The sequence below is a fragment of the Joostella sp. genome (assembly GCF_048266025.1).
Classification (GTDB): Bacteria; Bacteroidota; Bacteroidia; order Flavobacteriales; family Flavobacteriaceae; genus Galbibacter; species Galbibacter atrarenae.
On record NZ_JBLXAF010000001.1, the window covers coordinates 177316 to 197790 of the forward strand.

The following is a 20475-nucleotide window of genomic DNA, read 5'->3' on the forward strand; positions in this document are numbered from 1 at the left end:
AATAATTTACATTAAAAATTTAGAACTGATAGAAGTATTATGATGTACTCTATGCATAACATCTGCAAATAAATCTCCACAACTTAATACTCTTACTTTATCACTCTTTTGCTTTGGCGGAATAGAATCTGTTACGATTAATTCTGTAAGCTTAGAGTTTTCAATTCTTTCGTATGCGTTCCCCGAAAGTAATGCATGCGTACAGATGGCTCTAACGCTTAAAGCGCCTTTTTCCATCATTAGATCCGCAGCTTTTGTTAATGTACCTGCAGTATCTACCATATCATCTACTAACACAACATTCTTTCCTTTAACATCTCCAATAAGCTCCATATGGTCTATTACATTCGCCTTTTTACGTTGCTTGTAACAGATTACCACATCCGAACTTAAAAACTTAGAATATGCATACGCTCTTTTCGAACCTCCCATATCTGGGGATGCTATTGTTAAATTATCCAACTCAAGACTCTTTAAATATGGCAAGAAGATCGTAGAAGCAAATAAATGATCTACTGGCTTCTCAAAGAACCCTTGAATTTGGTCTGCATGAAGATCCATAGTTATTATTCTAGTGGCTCCCGCAGACTCTAATAATTTGGCTACTAATTTTGCCCCTATCGGCACTCTAGGCTTGTCTTTTCTATCTTGTCTTGCCCAACCAAAATAAGGCATTACAGCAGTGATATGTCTTGCAGACGCTCTTTTAGCGGCATCCAACATAAGTAACATCTCCATTAAATTTTCTGAACTTGGATTTGTAGAACCTATTATAAAAACTCTAGCTCCACGTACAGATTCTTCAAATGAAGGCTGAAACTCACCATCACTATATCTAGTAAAAGATACACTCCCTAGCTCTGTCCCAAATGCTTTTGCTATTCTTTCAGCTAAATCTTGACTTTGCGTACAAGAAAAAATCTTTGGATCTGGCACCGAATATGGCATTGTAATATCTTGTTTAGTAGTTAATTATCGTTATGTCATGTAAAATGAGGTGCAAATTTAGAAATTTATTCCAACTCTTAAAGCATTTTGTCACTATTTTTAGTCGGAAGATTAAAAATATTTTATAGTTTTGCAGTCCAAAATTGATATAACGGTCATTATTTACCTGTATCAATTTAATAATAATGCTCGAGTGCCTGCCTACCGATAAGGTAGGGCGAAATTGGTAGACCTGTCTGCCGACAGGCAAGCGCGCTAAAAGAATGCTTATGATTACAGTATATGCTATTTCTAGTTTAAACCGTAATTATATTTATGTCGGAATGACATCCAATCTTGCAGAAAGAGTTAAAAGACATAATACAGGAAGAGAAAGAACCACAAAACCTTATCTTCCATATAAATTAATTTTTTCTGAAGTTTGCAACAACAGAAAAAATGGACGAGCCAGAGAAAAGTACTGGAAGTCTGGAATAGGAAAAGAAAAACTCAGAGTTCTAAGAAACTCTATATAATGCTCGAGTGGCGGAATTGGTAGACGCGCTGGATTCAAAATCCAGTTCTTTCGGGAGTGTGGGTTCGATTCCCACCTCGAGTACTTTTAACATATCAATTGATATTAAAACCCTGTAAAACACCAGATTTTACAGGGTTTTTTAATTCCTTATATTCCTTTAAATTCAATTGAAATCAACTAAAATGTGAATGATTCGGATGCACTTCGGGTCTCACTACAGGTGCGACCGAATAGATGTTAAATTGTTGAATATCAGTGTTTTGTGGTTTTAATATATGATTACTTTCTATTACTTTTGAAAGAGAAAAAGGTGTAACCTATGCAAGATTTATTATCCATCCTATTCTACATCAGAAAGAGTAAAGCAAAAGACTTAGAGCTTGGAACCATTTATTTACGTATTACTTATGGTGGAGAGCGTGCCGAACTAAGCACCTTTTTAAAGGTGAGTTTGGAGAAATGGAATGCTAAGGCCAATAAACTCACGGGCTCTTCTCCTACTGCTAAGGAGGTAAATAGAAACCTGGATATGATTAAAAAAAATGTATATCGGGCTTATCAGGAAATGATGGACAAGCAACAAGATATAACAGCCCTTAAACTTCGCAACCGATATTTAGGAAAAGATGATTCCAGAAAAGACATCCTTGATGTATTTGATGAACACAACTCAAAAATGGCAAAACTGGTCGGTAAAGATTATACTGCCAGAACCCTTCAGCGCTATAAAACAACAAAAAGTCATGTATCCAATTTCAACAAAGCTACTTATTCTTCCATAGATTATTTGGTAAAAGACATTGATGTGAAATATATCAACCACTTTATCTATTACTTAAAGACTACCGTCGACCTTTCCCATAACTCAGCTATGAAATATCTATCGTATTTCAAAAAAATAATTCGTATTTGTCATGCAAACGGATGGATAGAAAAAGATCCGTTTTATAATTTCAAACTACGAACGCATGAAATAGAGAAAGAGTTCTTAACTAAGCAAGAATTGAATAAACTTATTGATAAAGAATTATCAAATCAACGGCTAGAACAAGTTCGGGATGTATTCATTTTTTCTTGCTTTACCGGCCTCGCATATATTGATGTCACCAAATTGACTCATGATGATATTATTTTAGGAATTGATGGGGAACAATGGATTAAGGTGAAACGAACCAAAACCGGCACTATTAGTAATATCCCTTTGCTTCCAGCAGCCAGAAATATCATCGCTAAATATTACAGTGAAAAGCAAGTGGGATCACCTCTGCTTCCCATGTCAAGTAATCAAAAAACCAATAGTTACTTAAAAGAGATTGCAAATCTATGTGAAATCAACAAAAACCTTACCTTCCACATTGCTCGACATACCTTTGCCACTACAGTAACGCTTTCGAACGGAGTGCCTATTGAATCTGTCAGCAAAATGCTTGGGCATAAATCTTTAAAAACTACCCAGCACTATGCTAAAATCGTTGACCGTAAGCTAAGTGATGATGTTCAGAAATTAAAAAAGTTTTTTGGTGAAGGAGAAAATCTAAAGGGGACGAAATCTCTGTAAAAATTTCAATGATAGTTCTACAGGGTTTATATGAATCGAAAACTATCTCTTATTAATCATTTAATTCATTCTTACTCACGAAGAATTTAAATTCCGATTAGAAAATTTAATTATCAAAACCCAATGGAAGTCCTAAAAAACAAATGTTTTGCACTTATGGGTTGAACTCAGCCTTTTCTTAAATAGACTTTAAATGAATAAAATAATTTCATACCCTACAACCTAATATAGAGGACATCATTGTATTCTCCATTATTAATGGAAACGATTCTATTTATTAATAAACTCTATAGCTTTATCTAGAATTTCATCTTCACCATTAATTATTCCTTGAATTGTAGAATTTACTTGAATGTCAATTTTCACTCCTTTTCTTTGAGTTTCTGTATTATCCGGGTAGAAAATTCCAATTCCGCTAATCATCGTTTCGTACCCACCAACCATATTGAATCTGCTGATATTTCCATCTGCCCCAGAAGTTTGACTACCTATAGTAGTTACATTATCTCCAGTTTGTAGTCCCATGGTAACAAACTCCCCTGCACTTCGGGTTTGTCCATTAACTAGTAAAACAACTTTTCCTTTGTATTTTAAACTACCTTCATTACCACATTCCTTACCAGTTTTCCATACAAATTTTCCAGGATAGTTTAAATCAGGATAAATTTTTTTGTAAAAACTCTTCTTTTGAGAACTAATATAATCTGCAAATAAGAATACCACATCATTTGGATATTTTCTAAGGTCTAAAATAATCGCTCTTGTTTTTTTTAAATCTTTCATTACGGGAATTACTTCACTCTTATCTAACATCCCTACATCTACCAAACCTATATTACCATCTAGTATCGTATACTTCTCCTTAGGTGGCTGCCACTTGTAGTTGAATTCTGGAAACCTATAACGCTTAAACAACTTGGTATATGCTTGCCCATCTCTATGATATGTCAAAACTACATTATCTGTAGATCCGTTAAAGATGGCATCATAGGCATTGAATTTCTTTTTAGAGAGATTTGAGCCGCTAATATATTTTTCCCTTTCGTCAAAAACAGACTGAACAGATTGACCATTAACTTTAGTTATTACGTCTCCTTTCTTTAATGCATCCAACCTAGCTATTGAATCGTTGTAAAACCCTGTTACAATAGCTTTTCCTTCTATCAGCTTAAATTTTGCAGGTAGGTAGTAATAACCAAAAAAAGATCTCGTTTGATGCGTTTTAAATAAACCATGGCTATCATTAATACTTGCTATTAATTCTAGCATTGCCATATGAAACTCTATTTCTGTATCAGGATTTATGAATTTGGGTAGCATTTTATCAAGAACTTTGTCCCAAGAGAGGTCTGTTTGATATTTATAAGGAAAAAAATATTCTACTATGTTCCAATAACGGAATAAACTCAAAAGTCTCAAATTTTCATCCTTCCAATCAAAATCGTTGTAATCTATTTCGTTGGTCACTTGTATGTTTCCAATACCATCATAGGAATCAACATAATACTTCTTTCCTAGATGTCTATTTCGTTCAATATATTTTAGTTTCTTAGCTAGATTAGATGTATAGGTCTCACTATCATCCATCCAATTCAAGTTAAAGTTTTTTTCAAAATACTTTATAGTTGGATTCACTTGAACATTGCTGCGGTCCTTTATTTTCCCTAGACTATTAATCCAATTTAAATAAACCTGAGATAATTCTTCCTTTGTACAAGCACTTTTAACTTTTGGCAATACATTAAATAATTGTTCATCCCATTTATAATTTCCCGCTGCTACATCTGGATGATAATATTTAAGAAAACCCCAAATTCTACATAAACTTGATAGTTTTTTTGTTTCAGATAAATGAGTTTTCCCTAAAGATACTTTATGTATTAATATAACAACAAGGACGGTAAAGATTGTTTTTTTCATAATTTCTTAGTTCCTTTTTATAAACTAAAAAGTTAGTTTAAAATTCAAATATAACTAAATTTTTAGTTTATAAGAATTCGCCTTTATAATGATTGTGATATCCCATAACGGATAGGAATGAATCTTCCTAACACCAAGCCTTATGACATTTGATAGGCTATAACAGCTATTTTTTTATTCTTTATTGTTAATAACTCAATCTTTAATATGTTTTAAACAATTTAATTTGCCTACGATTCATATCCTCTAACATTAGATCTAATTAGCTCAATAAAAACTAAATTCACTTGCAATTAAATTGAATCAAATATCTGATAATCAATTATTTGTGAATAATATTTTTTTATTTTTTAAATTTACACCTTCCTTCTTTTTACTTTTATTTCAAGAATTCTACCAAAGAAAACAAAGCGCTTTGTTCATTATCAATCTTTTAAAACAGATACAATGGACAACATTAAATTACAAGAGAAACTAGACAGGATTGAAAGCCTTCTGTTAGGCTCTAAAAAAGTACTCACCTTGGAAGAGGCCTGTGATTATGCGGGTATATCAAGGAGCTATCTCTACAAACTGACCTCTGCAGGGCTCATTCCCCATAGCAAGCCCAATGGAAAAATGATATTCTTCGATATCGACCGTCTTAACGCATGGCTGTTAAGGAATGGCCGGAAATCACAATGTGAGATCAAAAACCAGGCACTGGATTATATACTGAAGAAACCATAAGCTTTGGTTTTATGGTTTAACAACTATTTCAAAGTTATATCCTATCTACAATTTCTAAATTATATTTTTATGAAAAAGATACCGTACAGACGCATCGGCACCACGTATTGGAAAGATATCGAGAGACCCCTTATATCTGGGGACTCCATCTCCATCATGGTCCGGTGGAACAAGGAAACGATCATTGCAGACCACGGAAAGTCCTATCTTTCAAAGATCCCAAAACTGGACGGATTCTGTTGTATCCCTGAGCATATAGGGTACGAGCAAGTGGTCGGTAATTCCTATAACACCTACCACGAGCTGCCCATGGCACCCAAGAAGGGAAAATGCCCTGTTTCCATGGGGTTTGTGAGGCACATCTTCGAGGAACAGGCCGAACTCGGGCTGGATTACCTAAAGATCATTTATGAGAACCCCTCACAGATACTGCCCATCCTATGTTTGGTCAGCAAAGAGCGCGGCACCGGGAAAAGCACCTTTATCAAATGGCTCAAGGCCATCTTTGGCCAGAACATGACCTATATCAAAGGGGACAGTTTTTCCTCACAGTTCAATGCCGATTGGGTTTCAAAGGTGATCGTTGCGGTGGACGAGGTGTTCTTCGATAAAAAAGAGATCACAGAAAGGCTTAAATATTTGAGTACCACCGATAAGGACAAAATGGAGGCCAAGGGCAAGGATCGGGAAGAGGTCGAATTTTTCGGGAAGTTCATTCTCTGTAGCAACAATGAGGATACGTTCATTCTGATAGATTCCAATGAAATCCGCTTTTGGGTAAGGAAGGTGCCCCCTTTCGATACCGAGGACACCGAATACCTGCACAAGCTCATTTCTGAAATACCCGCCTTTCTGCAGTTACTTCGGGACCGTCCCTTCGCCTCTGAAAAGAAAACACGGATGTGGTTCACCCCGGAACAGATCAAGACAAGAGCGCTAAAGAAACTGGTCTGGCTGAACAACAATGCGGTCGAGAGGGAAATGGTGCACCTGCTCTACGAAATGTTCGAGGCTACCGGTGTAGATGAGCTCAGGGTCACGCCAAGGGAAATCGTTTCGAACCTCGGCAAGGTACGCCGTAAAAACTTCGAACCGAACGACATCCGGAGAATACTGAAAAACAAATGGGGGCTTACCCCTTCAGACAATTCAAATTCCTATCAGGGGTACGAGTATACCAGTTATGGTGAGTTTGTCCAGATCAGCCGTGTCGGAAGATATTTTGCTGTTGAAAGAAAAAAGATTTATGGAATTTTTGATGAAATGATGAATTAAGAGTATAAATAATTGATTACCAATAAAATAATTCTTCATCAAAGTTTCATCAAACGTTCATCAAAATTAGATTCCATCAAAAATGATGAAGATCAGCAAAACAGTTTGATGAATGATGAAAAAATGATGAAGTGTGAAGTACCAGTAAATATAGGGGTTAAGAAGGATTCTTCATCATTTTATCAAAATTTTTCAGAAAACCATCCAGCCCATGAAAAAAGAGAAAACAAACAAACTGTCGTGTGAAAAAGCCCGTAGTGTTTGCACCGTGCAGGCACTCGCAAAACTAGGGCATTTCCCCACCCGACAAACGGAGAAAGAAGCTTGGTTTCTGAGCCCCTTCCGGTCAGAAACACAAGCCTCTTTCAAGGTATCCCTGACACTGAACCGATGGTACGACCATGGCGCCGGTATCGGGGGCAATGTGATCGACCTGGTCTGCCTTATAAAACAATGTCCGGTAAAAGAGGCCTTGATGTTTTTGGACAATGAAACTTTGGTTTTTTCTTTTCAGCAGCAGCCCCTTTCCAAAAAGGGACCAGGTATAGAGGTTATGGATGTAAGGCCTATCAGGCACCCTGCCCTGATCGGTTATTTAAGCTCACGAAAGATTAGACCCACTTTGGCAAGGCTTTATTGCAAAGAGGTACATTTCAGGTTGAACGGTAAAAACTATTTTGCCATCGGGCTTGAAAATATATCCGGGGGTCATGAGCTCAGGAACAAATTCTTTAAAGGTAGCGTTTCCCCAAAGGACATCACATTTTTAAGGAACCTATCCCCTAACCTGGTTGTGTGCGAGGGGATGTTCGATCTGCTCTCTTTTGTCAATTGCTACCCTACCCTATCCAAAGAAGCAGACTTCCTTGTTCTCAACTCTGTCGCATTTGTTAAAAGGGTCCCTGATTATTTTAAGAATTATAGTACGGTAGAACTTTATTTGGACAGGGACAGTGCGGGTAAAAAGGCTATGGAATTTTTATTGGGTTCCCATTCAAAAGCCGTGGATAGGTCGGTATTGTATTCAGGTTTTAAGGATATAAACGCATGGTGGACGGGAAAACCGGATGGGTAATTGCGCAGCAATTTCAAGATGTGTTTTTGTTGCCACAAAAACCATCTTGCTTTGCTCCCGGAGGTCGCAAAGGGTGCTGGGCACCTTTGGTACTAAAAATAGAAACACTTCCTAATTCAAACAATTGAACCATGGCCAAAGTCAGAGTCAACATAAAATCCACTTTTGTCAAATTCCGGTGTACCCGGTTTGAAAAAAGACTGTTGCAGGTCAAGGCAAAAAGGGCCAACCTCAGTTTGAGTTCCTATTGCCGCATGGCGGCCATGGATGATAAGATCATTGAACGGTTTACCGAGAAGCAGATCGAGGTCTATAAGGCCCTTGTTCAGTACCACCACCATTTTAAGCGCATTGGGAACATGTTCAAAAAAAGGGACCCAAAGCTGACCGAAGAAGTGTACCTACTTGCTGAAGAAATCAAAGACCACTTAAAAAACTTTAAAAAATGATAGGGAAAGGAATGGCCATAGCGCACACGAGGGCTTCCATGCAATATGGGATGGACCAGGAAAAGGATGCAGAAATTGTCTACAGGGCACACCTGGCCGGGGAAACCCCATCAGAAGTGACCAAGGAGTTCAAGATCGTACAGGATACCAATGCCCGTTGCCAGAAGAACACCCTGAGTTTCGTGCTCAGCCCTACCGTGGAAGATGGTAAGAAGTTAAGTGTAAAAAAGCTGGAAGAACTTACCGGTAGGTTCGTAAAACAGATGAAACTACAGGAGCACCAAGCGATGGCTTTTGTGCACCGGGACAAAAACCACCTCCATGTCCATTTGTACGTGAACCGGATTGGGTTTGATGGAAAGGCCTACAATGATAGTTATATCGGAAAGCACAGTCAATTGGCAGCAGAGAAAGTGGCTAAAGAAATGCATTTAACCACCACTAGAGAGGTGCAACAAGTAAAACAACAATCGCTATTACACATTCGGGCACTTATCAAACAACAACACTTAAAAACTTTACAAACCAGGCCCAAAACCGTAGATCAGTATATAAAACGCATGCAAAAACAGGGAGTTAAAGTGATTCCTGTGATTAATAAATCCAAGCAACTGCAGGGATTTCGATTTACCTATAAATCGCATAACCTAAAAGGAAGTGCTGTCCATAGAGAAATGTCAGGAGGTAAAATACTACAAGCGATTTCTTATAACAATGCAAAAGGATTAAAACTATCAAAAGATAATACACTTAAAATAGTAAATCAAGCAGTAACCCTTAATGCTAATCTAGCAGCATCCATCGCTAAAAAAGTAGCAAAACATGTTATTAAAAAAGCTATTGACACGGGGATTGGGATTGGTTATTAAAATAAAAAACAATGGCGAAATTAGAAGAGATAGCAGCTTTGCTGACGGAGGAAATCGAAGAATTTAATGTATCGGTAGCTAAATTAGAAGGGCTGTCAAAAAAACTTCGTGAAGTAAAAGTAAAAGCTGATACATCACAGATTGAAGATCTGTTGGAAACACATCTAAAAAGGCAAGCGCAATTTGAAAAGATACAGGCTACAAACACAAAAGACTTAATTCAAAGTATGAATAAGTCCAAGCTATTTCCGAAATGGATAGTGGTATGTAGTATTATATACATCGTGCTTTTATTAGTATTGGGTTTTAGCACACTAAGTTATCGACATACGAATCAGCAATTAAAAGATAAAAACGAACGTATAAAAAGACATTATCAAAGTTTTATAAAGGCATCACCTGAAATCGAAGCACACTATTTGAATTGGATGAACCCTCCTAAAAACCAAGCGAAATAGTATTAGTTATGGTAAGATTTGGGGGTATGATAGGTTTATTAATGATGCTATGTAATCTGTAGTTTTGAAATGAAAATAGGTGTACTCTTTTAAGGTAGCTATATGCAAATACATATAGATTTATTGCAATCGCCGTTATTATATGCTTATACATATACTATTAAAAATAAGCTCTTATTTGATATGTGTTCTGGATATGAGGTTGACGATAACTTTAATCATCATATCCTTTTCATTTGGGTTACTTTCCGCTATTAATAACGTTAATGCCACCAATGCATTATCGGGAATGATTTTGCTACCATATTTCGTAAATAACATATTGTTCCTATCCAAGAACCATACAAATAGATAGGCAGCAATTCTTTTATTACCATCGGAAAAAGAATGGTTTTTCACTACAAAATAGAGTAAGTGCGCAGCTTTTTCTTCAGTAGTTCGGTACAAATCTTCACCACCAAAGGTCTGATAAATATTTTCCAGGGAACCTTTGAAAGAGTCGTCTTTCTCCCTTCCAAAAAGTCCTTCGAACTTAGTTTGCCTTCCTAATTCATCAATTGCTTTTCGGGCTTCATCATAAGTAATCTTATACACCTCATAAGTTCCCTGTTCTGGCAAACTCAAGCGTTGATGGTCGTAATCATCCAACAAATCTAATGCCCTGGAATACTGCGCTATGATTTTTATAAGACCCGCTGATTCATCCGTATAAAGTGGATACTCTGAAATTACTTTCTCTTGCAGCTGAATCACATTCTTAAGTTCTTGTAACTGTTGGGTTCGCTCCTGAAGTAGTTTTTCATTGATGGCAAAGCCTTGTAACAAATACTCTTTTAATATTTTTGAAGCCCATTGTCTAAATAAAATTCCTCTTTTAGAATTGACTCTATAGCCTACGGATATAATCATATCAAGATTATAATGAAGCCTGCTTCTAGTTACTTCGCGATTCCCCTCTTTTTGAACTGTTCGGAATTTCCGAACAGTTGCCGCTTCCTCTAGTTCACTGGAACTTAAAATATGTTTAATATGCTCACTAATATTTGCTTTACTAGAGTCAAATAGTGTTATCATTTGTGCCTGAGTTAACCAAACTGTTTCCGCTTTTAACGTAACATCTATCTGTGTTCGACCATTTCCAGTCTCGTATATAAGTATTTGTTCTTTTGCCATCGTAAATACAATATTATAAAATATAAATAAGATATGGACTTATTTCATACCCCAGTAATTAAAGGTTATCAAATAAAAAAAACCCACGCCGTTGTATATGCTATAAGCATTTAGTGAGCGCTTTAGATAAACCTCACCGTACGGCTCAAAATCATATCACGAACAAGTAAAAAGCCTAGAACAAGAGGTGGAACATTTATCAATAAAATTATCAGAGCTATCCACAGCGAGATCAACGAAAAGTAACTTCAACGGTACTAAGGCAAGTTATCAATCCAATGTTCAAACTGAAGATACAGATTCAACTAAGGTTAGTCATTGGAAAAAAAATAAAAAAGAGGAATAGTGCATTAACTCATATCAAATGTAAAGATTTATTTCAACATATGATTAAACCATACATCCAAAAAGAAAGCAAAAAATAATGTTTCATTAAAATGTTAAAGAAATTAACAAAAAAGTTGCACCACCACCCCAAATTTTAAGGAGTGTAAAGTTAAAAAATAGTTAAAGTTTGTCATTCGGGTGCACTCCAAATCGGAAGGCTTCAAACCCTTATTTGGTGCTTGGTAAGCCAAATTTACCAAACTACCACCTCGAGTACTTAAAACCTCTGAAATCAATAGATTTCAGAGGTTTTTTTATTTTTAGGAATACAAATAGGAATACCTCTTTTAATTAAGCGTAAACTACAACTGATATAATTTTCCTAAAGCACATAACTATATGGAGATTAAAATTTGCTTAAATAGACTAAAGCTTTTCTACTTTAAAGTTTAAAAAATCTCTGAAATTATCTCGGCTAACAATTTTAATATCTGTATTGTAGGTTTCCATAAATTTCTTTGGTAATTTTACTTTCGCTTTTGAATTTAATTTTATTTCAAAGCCATAAACTTTTCCTGAATTTTCTTCTACATAATCAATCTCCTGCCGCTGTACCGTTCTCCAGAAATAAGGTTTTGCTAAACTGCTTTGATATTCTATTTGTTTAATTCGTTCAGCAATTAAAAAATTCTCCCATAGTCCGCCTTTATCCTGACGTACTTCTAAAGGATTAAAATCTCCTATTACCATGTTCCGGACCCCTGTATCATAGAAATATATTTTCTGGTTTGTTTTTATTTCATTCCGTAGATTTCTACTAAAACTCGGAAGTTTAAACACTACATATGCTTGAATAAGAATATCGATATAACTTGAAATAGTATTTTTATCAACGCCTATTAATTGAGCAAGTTCATTATAACTCACCTCACTTCCAATTTGGAAAGCTAACGCGCGCAACAATTTCTCCAGAACTTCAGGTTTTCTTACACCCCCAAAAGCAAGAATATCCTTATACAGATAACTATCAGTAAGTTGCTTTAAAACAGCCTGCTCTTCTCCGAAATTATTAATTATATCTGGATACATCCCATATAGAACCCTTAACTCCAATTGCTGTTCTGCCTTAAGATATCCTAAATGATTCTCAAATTCGCCCCATGAAATTGGGAACAACTTATACTCCCATTTTCTACCAGTTAATGGCTCTTGAGTTTGATAACTTAATTCAAAAGCAGATGAACCACTAATAAGAAGCTGAACCTCCTTTATTTGATCGGCAATTAATTTTAGGGTGAGACCTATGTTTTCAATCCGTTGTGCTTCATCAATAAATACTACATCATGCTTTCCGATTATATTTTTAAGCTGTTCGATATTAGGATTCGTTAGAACTCTTCTAACTGTTGGATCATCTCCATTTAAAAACAAAAAATTCCTTCCGTCTAATATCTGACTGAATAAAGTAGTCTTCCCTACTTGGCGAGGACCAATAAGAAATATTGCTTTCCCTCTCCCAAATCGTTTTTCTATAGTGCCTCTAATGGATCTTTCTATCATGTTTAGTGAATGTATTCACCAAATATAATGTTTTTCAGTGAATGTATTCACCAAATATTAAAATAACAATGAATAAAGGTAAGATAATTCCTTCTTTGAACCAATGCTATTAATTTTTGATAAAACATTAAAATAACTACTGATCCACAATCATAATCTCCAGCTTTATATAAGTTTGATAATTTATTGATTGAAAGTCTACCCTATAAATTTAAGTTTCATAATAAAAATCTAGTAAAACCACATAGGCCATGCCATATACCCTTTAACAGGCATATCACCCCTTATAGCGGCTATAGAAGACATTATTTGGGTCGTTTTATGGCCAATCACCCCTATTTTGCCACCCCGCCCCCCTATATGCACCCCCCTTTACCCCTCTCTTTAAGGGGGTCTTTCCCACCTTGAGACACCAAAAAGCGATAGCAAGTGGCAAAAAAAGCCTCATACTATCACTTATAAGTATTAATTTAATGGTTAGAACCCATCTCAACACCCCCTCTGGGGGTAGCTGTATGGGGTAAGACCCCTATGGCAAACCCCCTATTTTTTATTTTATGTATTAGCTTCAATGTCGGGCTAGCCTCGTAAATACCATAAAATAAGGCTGCCTGAAAAACTAAATCTTAATAGATTGAGAGTTTTCAGGCAGCCTTTATATAATTGCTATAACAGGATATTAGTTATCGTCTGTCATATCATCAATTTCATCTTCTACTTCTTCAGCACCTTCTTCAATTTTATCTCCAGCGTCATCTACAGCTTCTTCAACTTGTTCTGCTGGGGTGTCTTTTTTCTCTTTACAGCTTGTTGTGAAAGCTCCTAAAGTGAATACTAATGCAAGGGTTAAAAAAATCTTTTTCATGTTGTTTAGTTTTAATGGTTTATTATTATTGATTATTTGTTATTTACTTCTTCGCTATTCTACCTATTAAAGATATTAAGAATAATACCAAGAAAATAAAGAAAAGTATTTTAGCAATTCCCGCTGAAGCTTCAGAGATTCCTCCAAAACCAAATACACCGGCTATAACTGCTACTATTAAAAAAATGATTGTCCAACGTAACATATATTTAAGTTTTATGGTTATACTCTAATATACGATAATAATGTATTTTCCGACGTCTCTTTGGAGAAATTTAACGCAACTTGTTAAACCGCTGTTAACGCCAAAAAACACATTATTTATTGGATTTTAATAGGTTACGCAGAGGCTACTTCTGCTTCTCTATGGATTTTTTTCACCAAACCTTGCAACACTTTTCCTGGCCCTACTTCTGTAAATAGTAATGCACCATCTGCTACCATATTCTCTACACTTTGCGTCCATTTTACTGGAGCTGTAAGTTGTGCTATTAAGTTCTTTTTAATTTCCTCTGGATCTTCAACTGCTGTTGTAGATACGTTTTGGTAAACAGGACAGATTGGTTTATTAAATGTAGTTTGCTCTATTGCTGCTGCCAATTCTTCTTTTGCTGGATCCATTAAAGGTGAATGAAATGCACCTCCTACTGGCAATACCAATGCTCTACGTGCTCCCTTTTCTTTTAAGACCTCACATGCTTTATTTATAGCTTCCACTTCTCCAGAAATCACAAGTTGCCCTGGGCAGTTATAATTTGCAGGTACTACAACACCTTCAATTTCTTTACAAGCGTCTTCCACAACCTCATCTGCTAATCCTAAAACTGCAGCCATGGTTCCTGGTGTGATTTCACATGCTTTCTGCATTGCCAATGCTCTACGAGAAACAAGTTTTAATCCATCTTGAAAACTCAATACGCCATTTGCTACTAAAGCAGAAAGTTCTCCTAAAGAATGCCCTGCAACCATTGCTGGCTTAAAACTTTCTCCCAATACTTTACTTAATATTACAGAATGTAAAAAGATAGCTGGCTGTGTTACTTTTGTTTGTTTTAGATCTTCTGCTGTTCCTTGGAACATAATATCTGTAATTCTAAATCCTAAGATATCATTTGCCTCTTCAAACATTTGCTTTGCTAAATCGGAATTCTCGTATAAATCGAGTCCCATTCCTACAAATTGTGCCCCTTGACCAGGGAATATATATGCATTCATACTATTTTTTTATTTTATGGGTTGTCAGCAAAAATAGAAATTATATTTAAAGGAAGTAAATCTTAGAACGAAGTAAAAGATAGCCCTTGTAGATTCTCTATATTCTTACTGTATTAATAAACTTTATTTTTTTAAGCACTTTAATCTTCCTTATACCAAGAAGCATACTTCACATAGCTATTTGCAATTCTTTCTATCTCATTCTTACTTAAATCTTCGCTTATTTCTTTAACCTTTTTTGCAGGAACACCAGCATATATAGCATTAGCTTCTACATGAGTATGTTGCGTCACCACGGCTCCAGCTGCGATAATAGAGTTGCTTTCTACCACACAATTATCCATCACAATGCTCCCCATGCCTATAAGCACATTGTCTTTTATGGTACATCCGTGCACTATCGCATTATGACCAATGGAAACGTTATTTCCAATAATTGTAGGGTACTTTTGGTAGGTGCAATGAACTACTGCTCCGTCTTGAATATTTACTTTATCTCCTATTTTTATATAATTAACATCGCCTCTTAAAACAGCATTAAACCATACACTACAGTAATCTCCAAATACTACATCGCCAACAATAGTAGCATTTTCTGCTATAAAAATATCAGTTCCAAACACTGGACTTTTACCGTTTACTTCTTTAACAATCATCTCCTATATATTTTTTACAAAGGTAATTTTAGTTTAGTAATTAACGGCAGGGCACTTACAATTGTAACGCGATTTACCTTGTAAAAAGTTATAGCCAATTGTTATTTGATGAAAACCTCCATCGTCAAATCTTAAATCTCCCTTCTGATAAGAATAATTATATGAGAACATAAACTTATTAAGGTTCACACCAATAAAAGGAGTAAACAATTGAAGCCTCTGCGCCCCTGAAGCTCCTGGTATTTCATATTCTGCTCCATCAAAACTTCTTCTATAAGAAAGACCTCCCCAAATTTGCCCGAAATTCATTTCTCTATAAATCTTACCATTTAAATCTATGGTAGATTCTTCTGTATATTCTGAAAACTGAAATAAAAATGAAGGTTCAAATTGCCATTGTGATTTTCCAAAAACATACCCGGCAGAGAATAAATAACGTCTTAGATTATCAATTTCTTCTACGGAATAAAGATCTCTCCCACTTCCAAGCAGATTCTTAACCGTGAAATGAGCATAGAATTCAAGAAAATTATAAGACATTCCTGCATCTACATTAAAATAACTAACATTATTACTAGCCCCAGTAATTATTGGGTCTGAAGCTGATCCCCCTGATAAAAACTCGGATTCATCTAACCTACTCTGAAGAAAACCTACATTAATTCCAAAAGATAATTGATTAACGCCATCTCGATATTCCGAAAGTTTTATATGATGTGCATAGGTAAGCTTCATCCCCGATTGAGAGTGATACCCATTGCTGTCATTAAAGAGAATTGCACCTATCCCACTTTTTTCTCCCACACGAAGATGCGCACTTAGTGTTTGTAGTGCTGGAGCATTCTCCACATCAAACCATTGTTTTCTTGCTGTTAATCGCACTTTTCCTCCCTCACTAACACCAGCCATAGACGGATGGATTAGGTAATAATTATCTGACAAATAATCAAAATAAACAGGAATACCTTCTTGAGCATAAGAGGATAACGATATAAAGAATAACACAAAAGCAAATAAGCTCTTAAAATTACACATGGGGTTTGTTTAATATTAGTAGGTTATCAATCAAAGATATCGATAAATGACATATGTTTCGTAATTTTGCCTGAAATTAGATGAAAATGGAGCCTTATAAAATACATATACAGACAACAAACAAACCTGCTATAATAAAGTTTGAAGCCAATAAGTTTTTAACTCGTAAACAAAATTATGAGTTTAAAAATGTGGACGAAGCAAAAAACTCACCGCTTGCAAAACAACTTTTTTACCTGCCTTTTACAAAAACAGTATACATCTCTGGGAACTTTGTTGCCATAGAACGATACGATATTGTAGCATGGCCAGATGTGCAAGATGAAGTTGCAGCACAAATTGAAAACTATTTAAACTCTGGAGAGCCTATTATTATAGAAGATGACACAACACCTTCTAAAGTTCCAGTTACCGTTTATGCAGAAAGCACGCCAAACCCTGCTGCCTTAAAATTTGTTTCGAATAAAAAATTAGCATTAGCTACATACGAGTTTAAAAATATCGAAGAAGCTAAAGACTCTCCTCTAGCTACTGGACTTTTTCATTTTCCTTTTGTAAAAGAGGTTTTTATTGATGAAAACTATATCTCAGTTATAAAATATGATATTGCTGAATGGGATGATATTGTAATCGAATTAAGAGAATACATCCGTTTACATATTGAAGAAGGAAAAGAAATTATAGAGGAAGGAGCGCAACAGAAAACGAGTAACGCTACTACTGAAGCTACCCCACAGAACAATAACAAAGGAATAGACACTTCTAACCTTGATGATACTTCTAAGCAGATTATAGATATTCTTGAAGAATATGTTAAGCCTGCTGTAGCTAGTGACGGTGGTAATATTTTATTCCAATCTTATGAAGAAGATACAAAAACTGTAAATGTTATTTTACAAGGAGCTTGTAGCGGTTGTCCATCTTCTACATTTACATTAAAAAATGGAATCGAAACGATGCTTAAAAGCATGTTAGAAGGAAAAGTAAACGAAGTGGTTGCCATTAACGGATAAACCCATTCTCCAAATTGCTAGCAAAAGCTTTAGAGAGTAACAATAATAAGGAAGCTATCTATAAACAACATCACTTGTTTTTTAGATAGCTTCTCTCTTTCATAGCAACTTATTATTATTTTATTCGCTTAAAATCGTCGTGAAAATCTTTAAATAGAGTCAGCAGATTAATTGTGGCAGTTATAAGATCTTTTGTTTCTAGTAATAAACTAAAATATAATTTAGTATTCTTTGGACTCGTTTCCGTACTTCTAATTCTATCTATTTGCTTCTGAATTAATCCACTTACACTGTCTAATAATTCTTTCTGATCTTCAATAATAGCACCAATATCTTCAAAAGTACTGCCATCTAAGTCTACTTTAGTCCTTTCAAAAAGTACTGCTAACTTATCTGCAATCCTCTTTAAATCTCGAATCTGATTAAACTTTAAGTTTTTATGATTGTTATTAACATGAGAATAGCTGTTCTTAGCAATGTAACCAATAGACTGAACCATGTCTTGCAAGTAATCTAAGGTCAAAATATAAAACTTACTGGCTGCAACCGAGTTTTCATCTAAAGATTTAATAAAATAAAAGATATCACTCTTTAAAGTATCAACTTCTCCTTCTAACTTTACAAGTTGCTTCTTAGATTTTTTCAGTTTACTCAAGTCTTGAAGCCCTAAATTATCTACTACATCAGTATATACCTTGTCTGTTCTCCTTATAACCTTAGAAATTGTTTCCGAGCTATCTGTAATAATCTCATTAATAGTTATTAGTGATGTCCGATCTACTTTTACTAATTCTTCTTTTTCCTTTTCTGATTTACGATATGCCAAAAAGCTACGGATAAGTAACAAAGCAGCAATTATTAATAACGCCACCAAAGCAACACCCTTCCCGAAATAAATAATAGTAGCAAATAAGGCAGCTGCAATAAAAGCTACAATCGCTGTAATAAACCAACCGCCAATAACATTAAAAACACCAGCCACCCTATACACAGCGCTCTCTCTACCCCAAGCTTTGTCTGAAAGAGAAGACCCCATTGCTACCATAAAAGAAACATACGTAGTAGAAAGCGGCAACTTTAAAGACGTTGCTACAGAAATTAATATACTTGCAACCATCAAGTTTACAGACGCTCTAACCATATCAAAAGCAGGGTCGTTGTTACTATCTGAAGATCGCTTTTCTTGCGGCTTAGAAAACCTTCTTTCTATTCCCTCTTGAATACTTTCTGGCAATAAAGTTTTTAAAAACCTATTTGCGTTAACGGAAGACCTAACAATTAATCGGGATAGATAATTAGGCTGAAATCGTTCTGACCCCTCGTTACTTCTTGCTAAATTAATTTCTGTATACATTACAGAACGTGCCTTTTTAGAAAGCCATAAAGTAATTACCATAATTAATCCTGCTATAACCAACATATAAGCTGGTGTTGCAACTTTACCCGAAAGACTGCCCATAGCAAACTCACTTGGAAGAACCCCCGTTGCCTGGTATGCACCTTGCCATATTTCATAAGATTGATAGGCTGCAATAGGAACTCCAATAAAGTTTACTAAATCGTTCCCCGCAAAAGCTAGCGCCAGACCGAAAGTCCCAATCAGAATTATAATTTTCAAGAGATTAATTTTGGTATAATTAACAATCACCTGAGATAATACCGTGAAAAAAACCAAACATACCAATACAATAAGTGACTTATTACCATCTACAAAATCCATAAAAGATTGTGGTATCACAGCAACGCCCTTAATCCCTTTGATAAGAATAAAATATACAATGGATGTAATTGCAATTCCCCCAAAAATTCCTCCTACATATTTTATTCGCTTTTGATAATGGAAAGAAAAAATGAATCTCGCCAACCATTGTACAATCGCACCAACAGTAAAGGCTATCACTACGGAAAGTAGTATTCCAAAAATAATTTCCGTCGCCTTATCTCCATTTATATAATTGGCGATTTCTGAAATAGAATGGTCTGCTTTAAAAATTTTTATAAATGAAATTGCTACAGAAGCTCCAAGAAGTTCAAAAACTATAGATACTGTAGTAGAAGTTGGCAGTGCCAGCGAATTAAACAAATCTAAAAGTAATATATCTGTTATCATGACCGCCATAAAAATGATCATGATCTCATCAAAATAAAACTCCCCTGGATTAAATATCCCTTTCCTAGCAACTTCCATCAACCCAGAAGAAAAGATAGCACCCACCGCTACTCCAATGCTTGCTATAATAAGTATTGTTTTTAAAGAAGCTGCTTTAGAACCAACAGCAGAGTTTAAAAAATTGACTGCATCATTACTAACTCCTACCGTTAAATCTACTATAGCCAAAACAAAAAGGGCTCCCAACATTAAAATATAAAACTGCTCCATACGTACTGTTAACTAACAGCAAAAGTCTACTAAGAAATTAAAAACAAGGTTAATTTAAAGTTACCAAAATATTACTTTGAAATTAATAACTCTCTAAAATAGCAATAGTTAGAAGCGTATAAATTTCAAAATCGAATAAAAAAAGCTATCTTTAAGAAGATGAATTATTAATCATAAAAAACACAACATTATGTCAGTTTTAAAAGTAATAGAAGTACTAGCAAGTTCAGAGAAAAGCTGGGAAGATGCCGCAAGAAACGCAGTAAAAAAAGCATCTAAGTCGGTGAAAAATATTAAATCTGTTTATATAAACGAGCAAAGTGTTACCGTAAATAATGGTGATATTGCCAACTTTAGAGTAAACGTAAAAATTACATTCGAAATAGATTAAAAAACATTCTATAAAACATATAAAAGCTGTTTTTAATGATTAAACACCATTAAAACAGCTTT

At 35.2% G+C, this 20475-nt stretch carries 21 protein-coding genes and 1 tRNA gene; 12 read left to right on the top strand and 10 right to left on the bottom strand.

Going from position 1 to position 20475, the window contains the following annotated elements; all coding sequences use genetic code 11:
• Positions 1 to 6 precede the first annotated feature (6 nt).
• Positions 7 to 948: a ribose-phosphate pyrophosphokinase gene (locus ACN0TY_RS00760; protein WP_236959477.1), complete on the bottom strand. Its 942-nt coding sequence runs from the start codon at positions 946 to 948 to the stop codon at positions 7 to 9.
• A gap of 269 nt (positions 949 to 1217) precedes the next feature.
• Between ACN0TY_RS00760 and ACN0TY_RS00765 the strand changes: the two genes are divergently transcribed.
• The 3 genes from ACN0TY_RS00765 to ACN0TY_RS00775 all read left to right on the top strand — a co-directional run bounded on the left by ACN0TY_RS00765 (position 1218) and on the right by ACN0TY_RS00775 (position 3023).
• The gene (locus ACN0TY_RS00765; protein ID WP_417442990.1) at positions 1218 to 1463 is read left to right on the top strand and encodes a GIY-YIG nuclease family protein; all 246 of its coding nucleotides are present in this window, start codon (positions 1218 to 1220) and stop codon (positions 1461 to 1463) included.
• 1 nt (position 1464) lies between these two features.
• Positions 1465 to 1546, top strand: a tRNA-Leu gene (locus ACN0TY_RS00770).
• 238 nt (positions 1547 to 1784) lie between these two features.
• Entirely contained in the window at positions 1785 to 3023 is a 1239-nt protein-coding gene (locus ACN0TY_RS00775) for a site-specific integrase (RefSeq protein ID WP_417442991.1), read from the top strand.
• Positions 3024 to 3293: 270 nt separating this feature from the next.
• On the opposite strand, the gene ACN0TY_RS00780 is transcribed toward ACN0TY_RS00775, so the two are convergent.
• Positions 3294 to 4943: a S41 family peptidase gene (locus ACN0TY_RS00780; RefSeq protein WP_417442992.1), complete on the bottom strand. Its 1650-nt coding sequence runs from the start codon at positions 4941 to 4943 to the stop codon at positions 3294 to 3296.
• A 447-nt stretch (positions 4944 to 5390) separates the two neighbouring features.
• Between ACN0TY_RS00780 and ACN0TY_RS00785 the strand changes: the two genes are divergently transcribed.
• The 7 genes from ACN0TY_RS00785 (at position 5391) to ACN0TY_RS00815 (ending at position 9798) form a co-directional block, all read left to right on the top strand.
• Positions 5391 to 5672 carry a helix-turn-helix transcriptional regulator gene (locus tag ACN0TY_RS00785; RefSeq protein ID WP_417442993.1) on the top strand — a complete coding sequence of 94 codons (282 nt, stop codon included), beginning with the start codon at positions 5391 to 5393 and terminating at the stop codon, positions 5670 to 5672.
• A 69-nt stretch (positions 5673 to 5741) separates the two neighbouring features.
• Positions 5742 to 6947 (top strand): primase-helicase family protein, encoded by a 1206-nt coding sequence (locus ACN0TY_RS00790; protein ID WP_417442994.1) that lies wholly within the window; start codon positions 5742 to 5744, stop codon positions 6945 to 6947.
• 12 nt (positions 6948 to 6959) lie between these two features.
• A complete protein-coding gene (locus tag ACN0TY_RS00795; protein ID WP_417442995.1) occupies positions 6960 to 7193 on the top strand; it encodes a hypothetical protein in 234 nt (77 codons plus the stop codon).
• Positions 7159 to 8022 (top strand): toprim domain-containing protein, encoded by an 864-nt coding sequence (locus tag ACN0TY_RS00800; protein WP_417442996.1) that lies wholly within the window; start codon positions 7159 to 7161, stop codon positions 8020 to 8022. Before ACN0TY_RS00795 ends, ACN0TY_RS00800 begins: the two co-directional genes overlap by 35 nt.
• A 131-nt stretch (positions 8023 to 8153) precedes the next feature.
• A complete protein-coding gene (gene mbpA / locus ACN0TY_RS00805; RefSeq protein WP_417442997.1) occupies positions 8154 to 8471 on the top strand; it encodes a mobilization protein MbpA in 318 nt (105 codons plus the stop codon).
• An 11-nt stretch (positions 8472 to 8482) separates the two neighbouring features.
• Positions 8483 to 9340 (top strand): relaxase/mobilization nuclease domain-containing protein, encoded by an 858-nt coding sequence (locus ACN0TY_RS00810; protein WP_417443690.1) that lies wholly within the window; start codon positions 8483 to 8485, stop codon positions 9338 to 9340.
• Positions 9341 to 9351: 11 nt separating this feature from the next.
• Positions 9352 to 9798 carry a DUF6730 family protein gene (locus tag ACN0TY_RS00815; RefSeq protein ID WP_417442998.1) on the top strand — a complete coding sequence of 149 codons (447 nt, stop codon included), beginning with the start codon at positions 9352 to 9354 and terminating at the stop codon, positions 9796 to 9798.
• A 174-nt stretch (positions 9799 to 9972) separates the two neighbouring features.
• Here ACN0TY_RS00815 and rhuM read toward each other — a convergent pair whose 3' ends face one another.
• The 7 genes from rhuM to ACN0TY_RS00850 all read right to left on the bottom strand — a co-directional run bounded on the left by rhuM (position 9973) and on the right by ACN0TY_RS00850 (position 16629).
• Positions 9973 to 10971, bottom strand: a complete 999-nt coding sequence (gene rhuM / locus ACN0TY_RS00820) for a RhuM family protein (RefSeq protein WP_417442999.1) — start codon at positions 10969 to 10971, stop codon at positions 9973 to 9975.
• Positions 10972 to 11724: 753 nt separating this feature from the next.
• Positions 11725 to 12858, bottom strand: coding sequence for an ATP-binding protein (locus ACN0TY_RS00825; RefSeq protein WP_417443000.1), 1134 nt, complete (start codon positions 12856 to 12858; stop codon positions 11725 to 11727).
• Between the two features lie 679 nt (positions 12859 to 13537).
• Complete coding sequence (locus ACN0TY_RS00830; RefSeq protein WP_236957175.1) at positions 13538 to 13723, bottom strand: hypothetical protein; 186 nt, start codon at positions 13721 to 13723, stop codon at positions 13538 to 13540.
• A 43-nt stretch (positions 13724 to 13766) separates the two neighbouring features.
• The gene (locus tag ACN0TY_RS00835) at positions 13767 to 13928 is read right to left on the bottom strand and encodes a DUF1328 domain-containing protein (RefSeq protein WP_236957177.1); all 162 of its coding nucleotides are present in this window, start codon (positions 13926 to 13928) and stop codon (positions 13767 to 13769) included.
• Between the two features lie 134 nt (positions 13929 to 14062).
• Positions 14063 to 14938, bottom strand: coding sequence for an ACP S-malonyltransferase (fabD, locus tag ACN0TY_RS00840; protein ID WP_236957178.1), 876 nt, complete (start codon positions 14936 to 14938; stop codon positions 14063 to 14065).
• 140 nt (positions 14939 to 15078) lie between these two features.
• Entirely contained in the window at positions 15079 to 15594 is a 516-nt protein-coding gene (locus ACN0TY_RS00845) for a gamma carbonic anhydrase family protein (RefSeq protein WP_236957180.1), read from the bottom strand.
• Positions 15595 to 15627: 33 nt separating this feature from the next.
• Complete coding sequence (locus ACN0TY_RS00850; RefSeq protein WP_417443001.1) at positions 15628 to 16629, bottom strand: type IX secretion system membrane protein PorP/SprF; 1002 nt, start codon at positions 16627 to 16629, stop codon at positions 15628 to 15630.
• Positions 16630 to 16715: 86 nt separating this feature from the next.
• Here ACN0TY_RS00850 and ACN0TY_RS00855 point away from each other — a divergent pair, with 86 nt between their 5' ends.
• Positions 16716 to 17642, top strand: a complete 927-nt coding sequence (locus ACN0TY_RS00855) for a NifU family protein (protein WP_417443002.1) — start codon at positions 16716 to 16718, stop codon at positions 17640 to 17642.
• Between the two features lie 115 nt (positions 17643 to 17757).
• On the opposite strand, the gene ACN0TY_RS00860 is transcribed toward ACN0TY_RS00855, so the two are convergent.
• Positions 17758 to 20022 (bottom strand): inorganic phosphate transporter, encoded by a 2265-nt coding sequence (locus ACN0TY_RS00860; RefSeq protein ID WP_417443003.1) that lies wholly within the window; start codon positions 20020 to 20022, stop codon positions 17758 to 17760.
• Between the two features lie 190 nt (positions 20023 to 20212).
• Here ACN0TY_RS00860 and ACN0TY_RS00865 point away from each other — a divergent pair, with 190 nt between their 5' ends.
• Positions 20213 to 20413, top strand: a complete 201-nt coding sequence (locus tag ACN0TY_RS00865; protein WP_236957185.1) for a dodecin family protein — start codon at positions 20213 to 20215, stop codon at positions 20411 to 20413.
• The last annotated feature ends 62 nt before the right edge of the window (positions 20414 to 20475 follow it).

Coding starts and splice junctions, on each gene's coding strand:
- ACN0TY_RS00760 (WP_236959477.1), bottom strand. CDS start 948: ATGCCATATTCGGTGCCAGATCCAAAGATTTTTTCTTGTACGCAAAGT.
- ACN0TY_RS00765 (WP_417442990.1), top strand. CDS start 1,218: ATGATTACAGTATATGCTATTTCTAGTTTAAACCGTAATTATATTTAT.
- ACN0TY_RS00775 (WP_417442991.1), top strand. CDS start 1,785: ATGCAAGATTTATTATCCATCCTATTCTACATCAGAAAGAGTAAAGCA.
- ACN0TY_RS00780 (WP_417442992.1), bottom strand. CDS start 4,943: ATGAAAAAAACAATCTTTACCGTCCTTGTTGTTATATTAATACATAAA.
- ACN0TY_RS00785 (WP_417442993.1), top strand. CDS start 5,391: ATGGACAACATTAAATTACAAGAGAAACTAGACAGGATTGAAAGCCTT.
- ACN0TY_RS00790 (WP_417442994.1), top strand. CDS start 5,742: ATGAAAAAGATACCGTACAGACGCATCGGCACCACGTATTGGAAAGAT.
- ACN0TY_RS00800 (WP_417442996.1), top strand. CDS start 7,159: ATGAAAAAAGAGAAAACAAACAAACTGTCGTGTGAAAAAGCCCGTAGT.
- mbpA (WP_417442997.1), top strand. CDS start 8,154: ATGGCCAAAGTCAGAGTCAACATAAAATCCACTTTTGTCAAATTCCGG.
- ACN0TY_RS00810 (WP_417443690.1), top strand. CDS start 8,483: ATGGCCATAGCGCACACGAGGGCTTCCATGCAATATGGGATGGACCAG.
- ACN0TY_RS00815 (WP_417442998.1), top strand. CDS start 9,352: ATGGCGAAATTAGAAGAGATAGCAGCTTTGCTGACGGAGGAAATCGAA.
- rhuM (WP_417442999.1), bottom strand. CDS start 10,971: ATGGCAAAAGAACAAATACTTATATACGAGACTGGAAATGGTCGAACA.
- ACN0TY_RS00825 (WP_417443000.1), bottom strand. CDS start 12,858: ATGATAGAAAGATCCATTAGAGGCACTATAGAAAAACGATTTGGGAGA.
- ACN0TY_RS00830 (WP_236957175.1), bottom strand. CDS start 13,723: ATGAAAAAGATTTTTTTAACCCTTGCATTAGTATTCACTTTAGGAGCT.
- ACN0TY_RS00835 (WP_236957177.1), bottom strand. CDS start 13,928: ATGTTACGTTGGACAATCATTTTTTTAATAGTAGCAGTTATAGCCGGT.
- fabD (WP_236957178.1), bottom strand. CDS start 14,938: ATGAATGCATATATATTCCCTGGTCAAGGGGCACAATTTGTAGGAATG.
- ACN0TY_RS00845 (WP_236957180.1), bottom strand. CDS start 15,594: ATGATTGTTAAAGAAGTAAACGGTAAAAGTCCAGTGTTTGGAACTGAT.
- ACN0TY_RS00850 (WP_417443001.1), bottom strand. CDS start 16,629: ATGTGTAATTTTAAGAGCTTATTTGCTTTTGTGTTATTCTTTATATCG.
- ACN0TY_RS00855 (WP_417443002.1), top strand. CDS start 16,716: ATGGAGCCTTATAAAATACATATACAGACAACAAACAAACCTGCTATA.
- ACN0TY_RS00860 (WP_417443003.1), bottom strand. CDS start 20,022: ATGGAGCAGTTTTATATTTTAATGTTGGGAGCCCTTTTTGTTTTGGCT.
- ACN0TY_RS00865 (WP_236957185.1), top strand. CDS start 20,213: ATGTCAGTTTTAAAAGTAATAGAAGTACTAGCAAGTTCAGAGAAAAGC.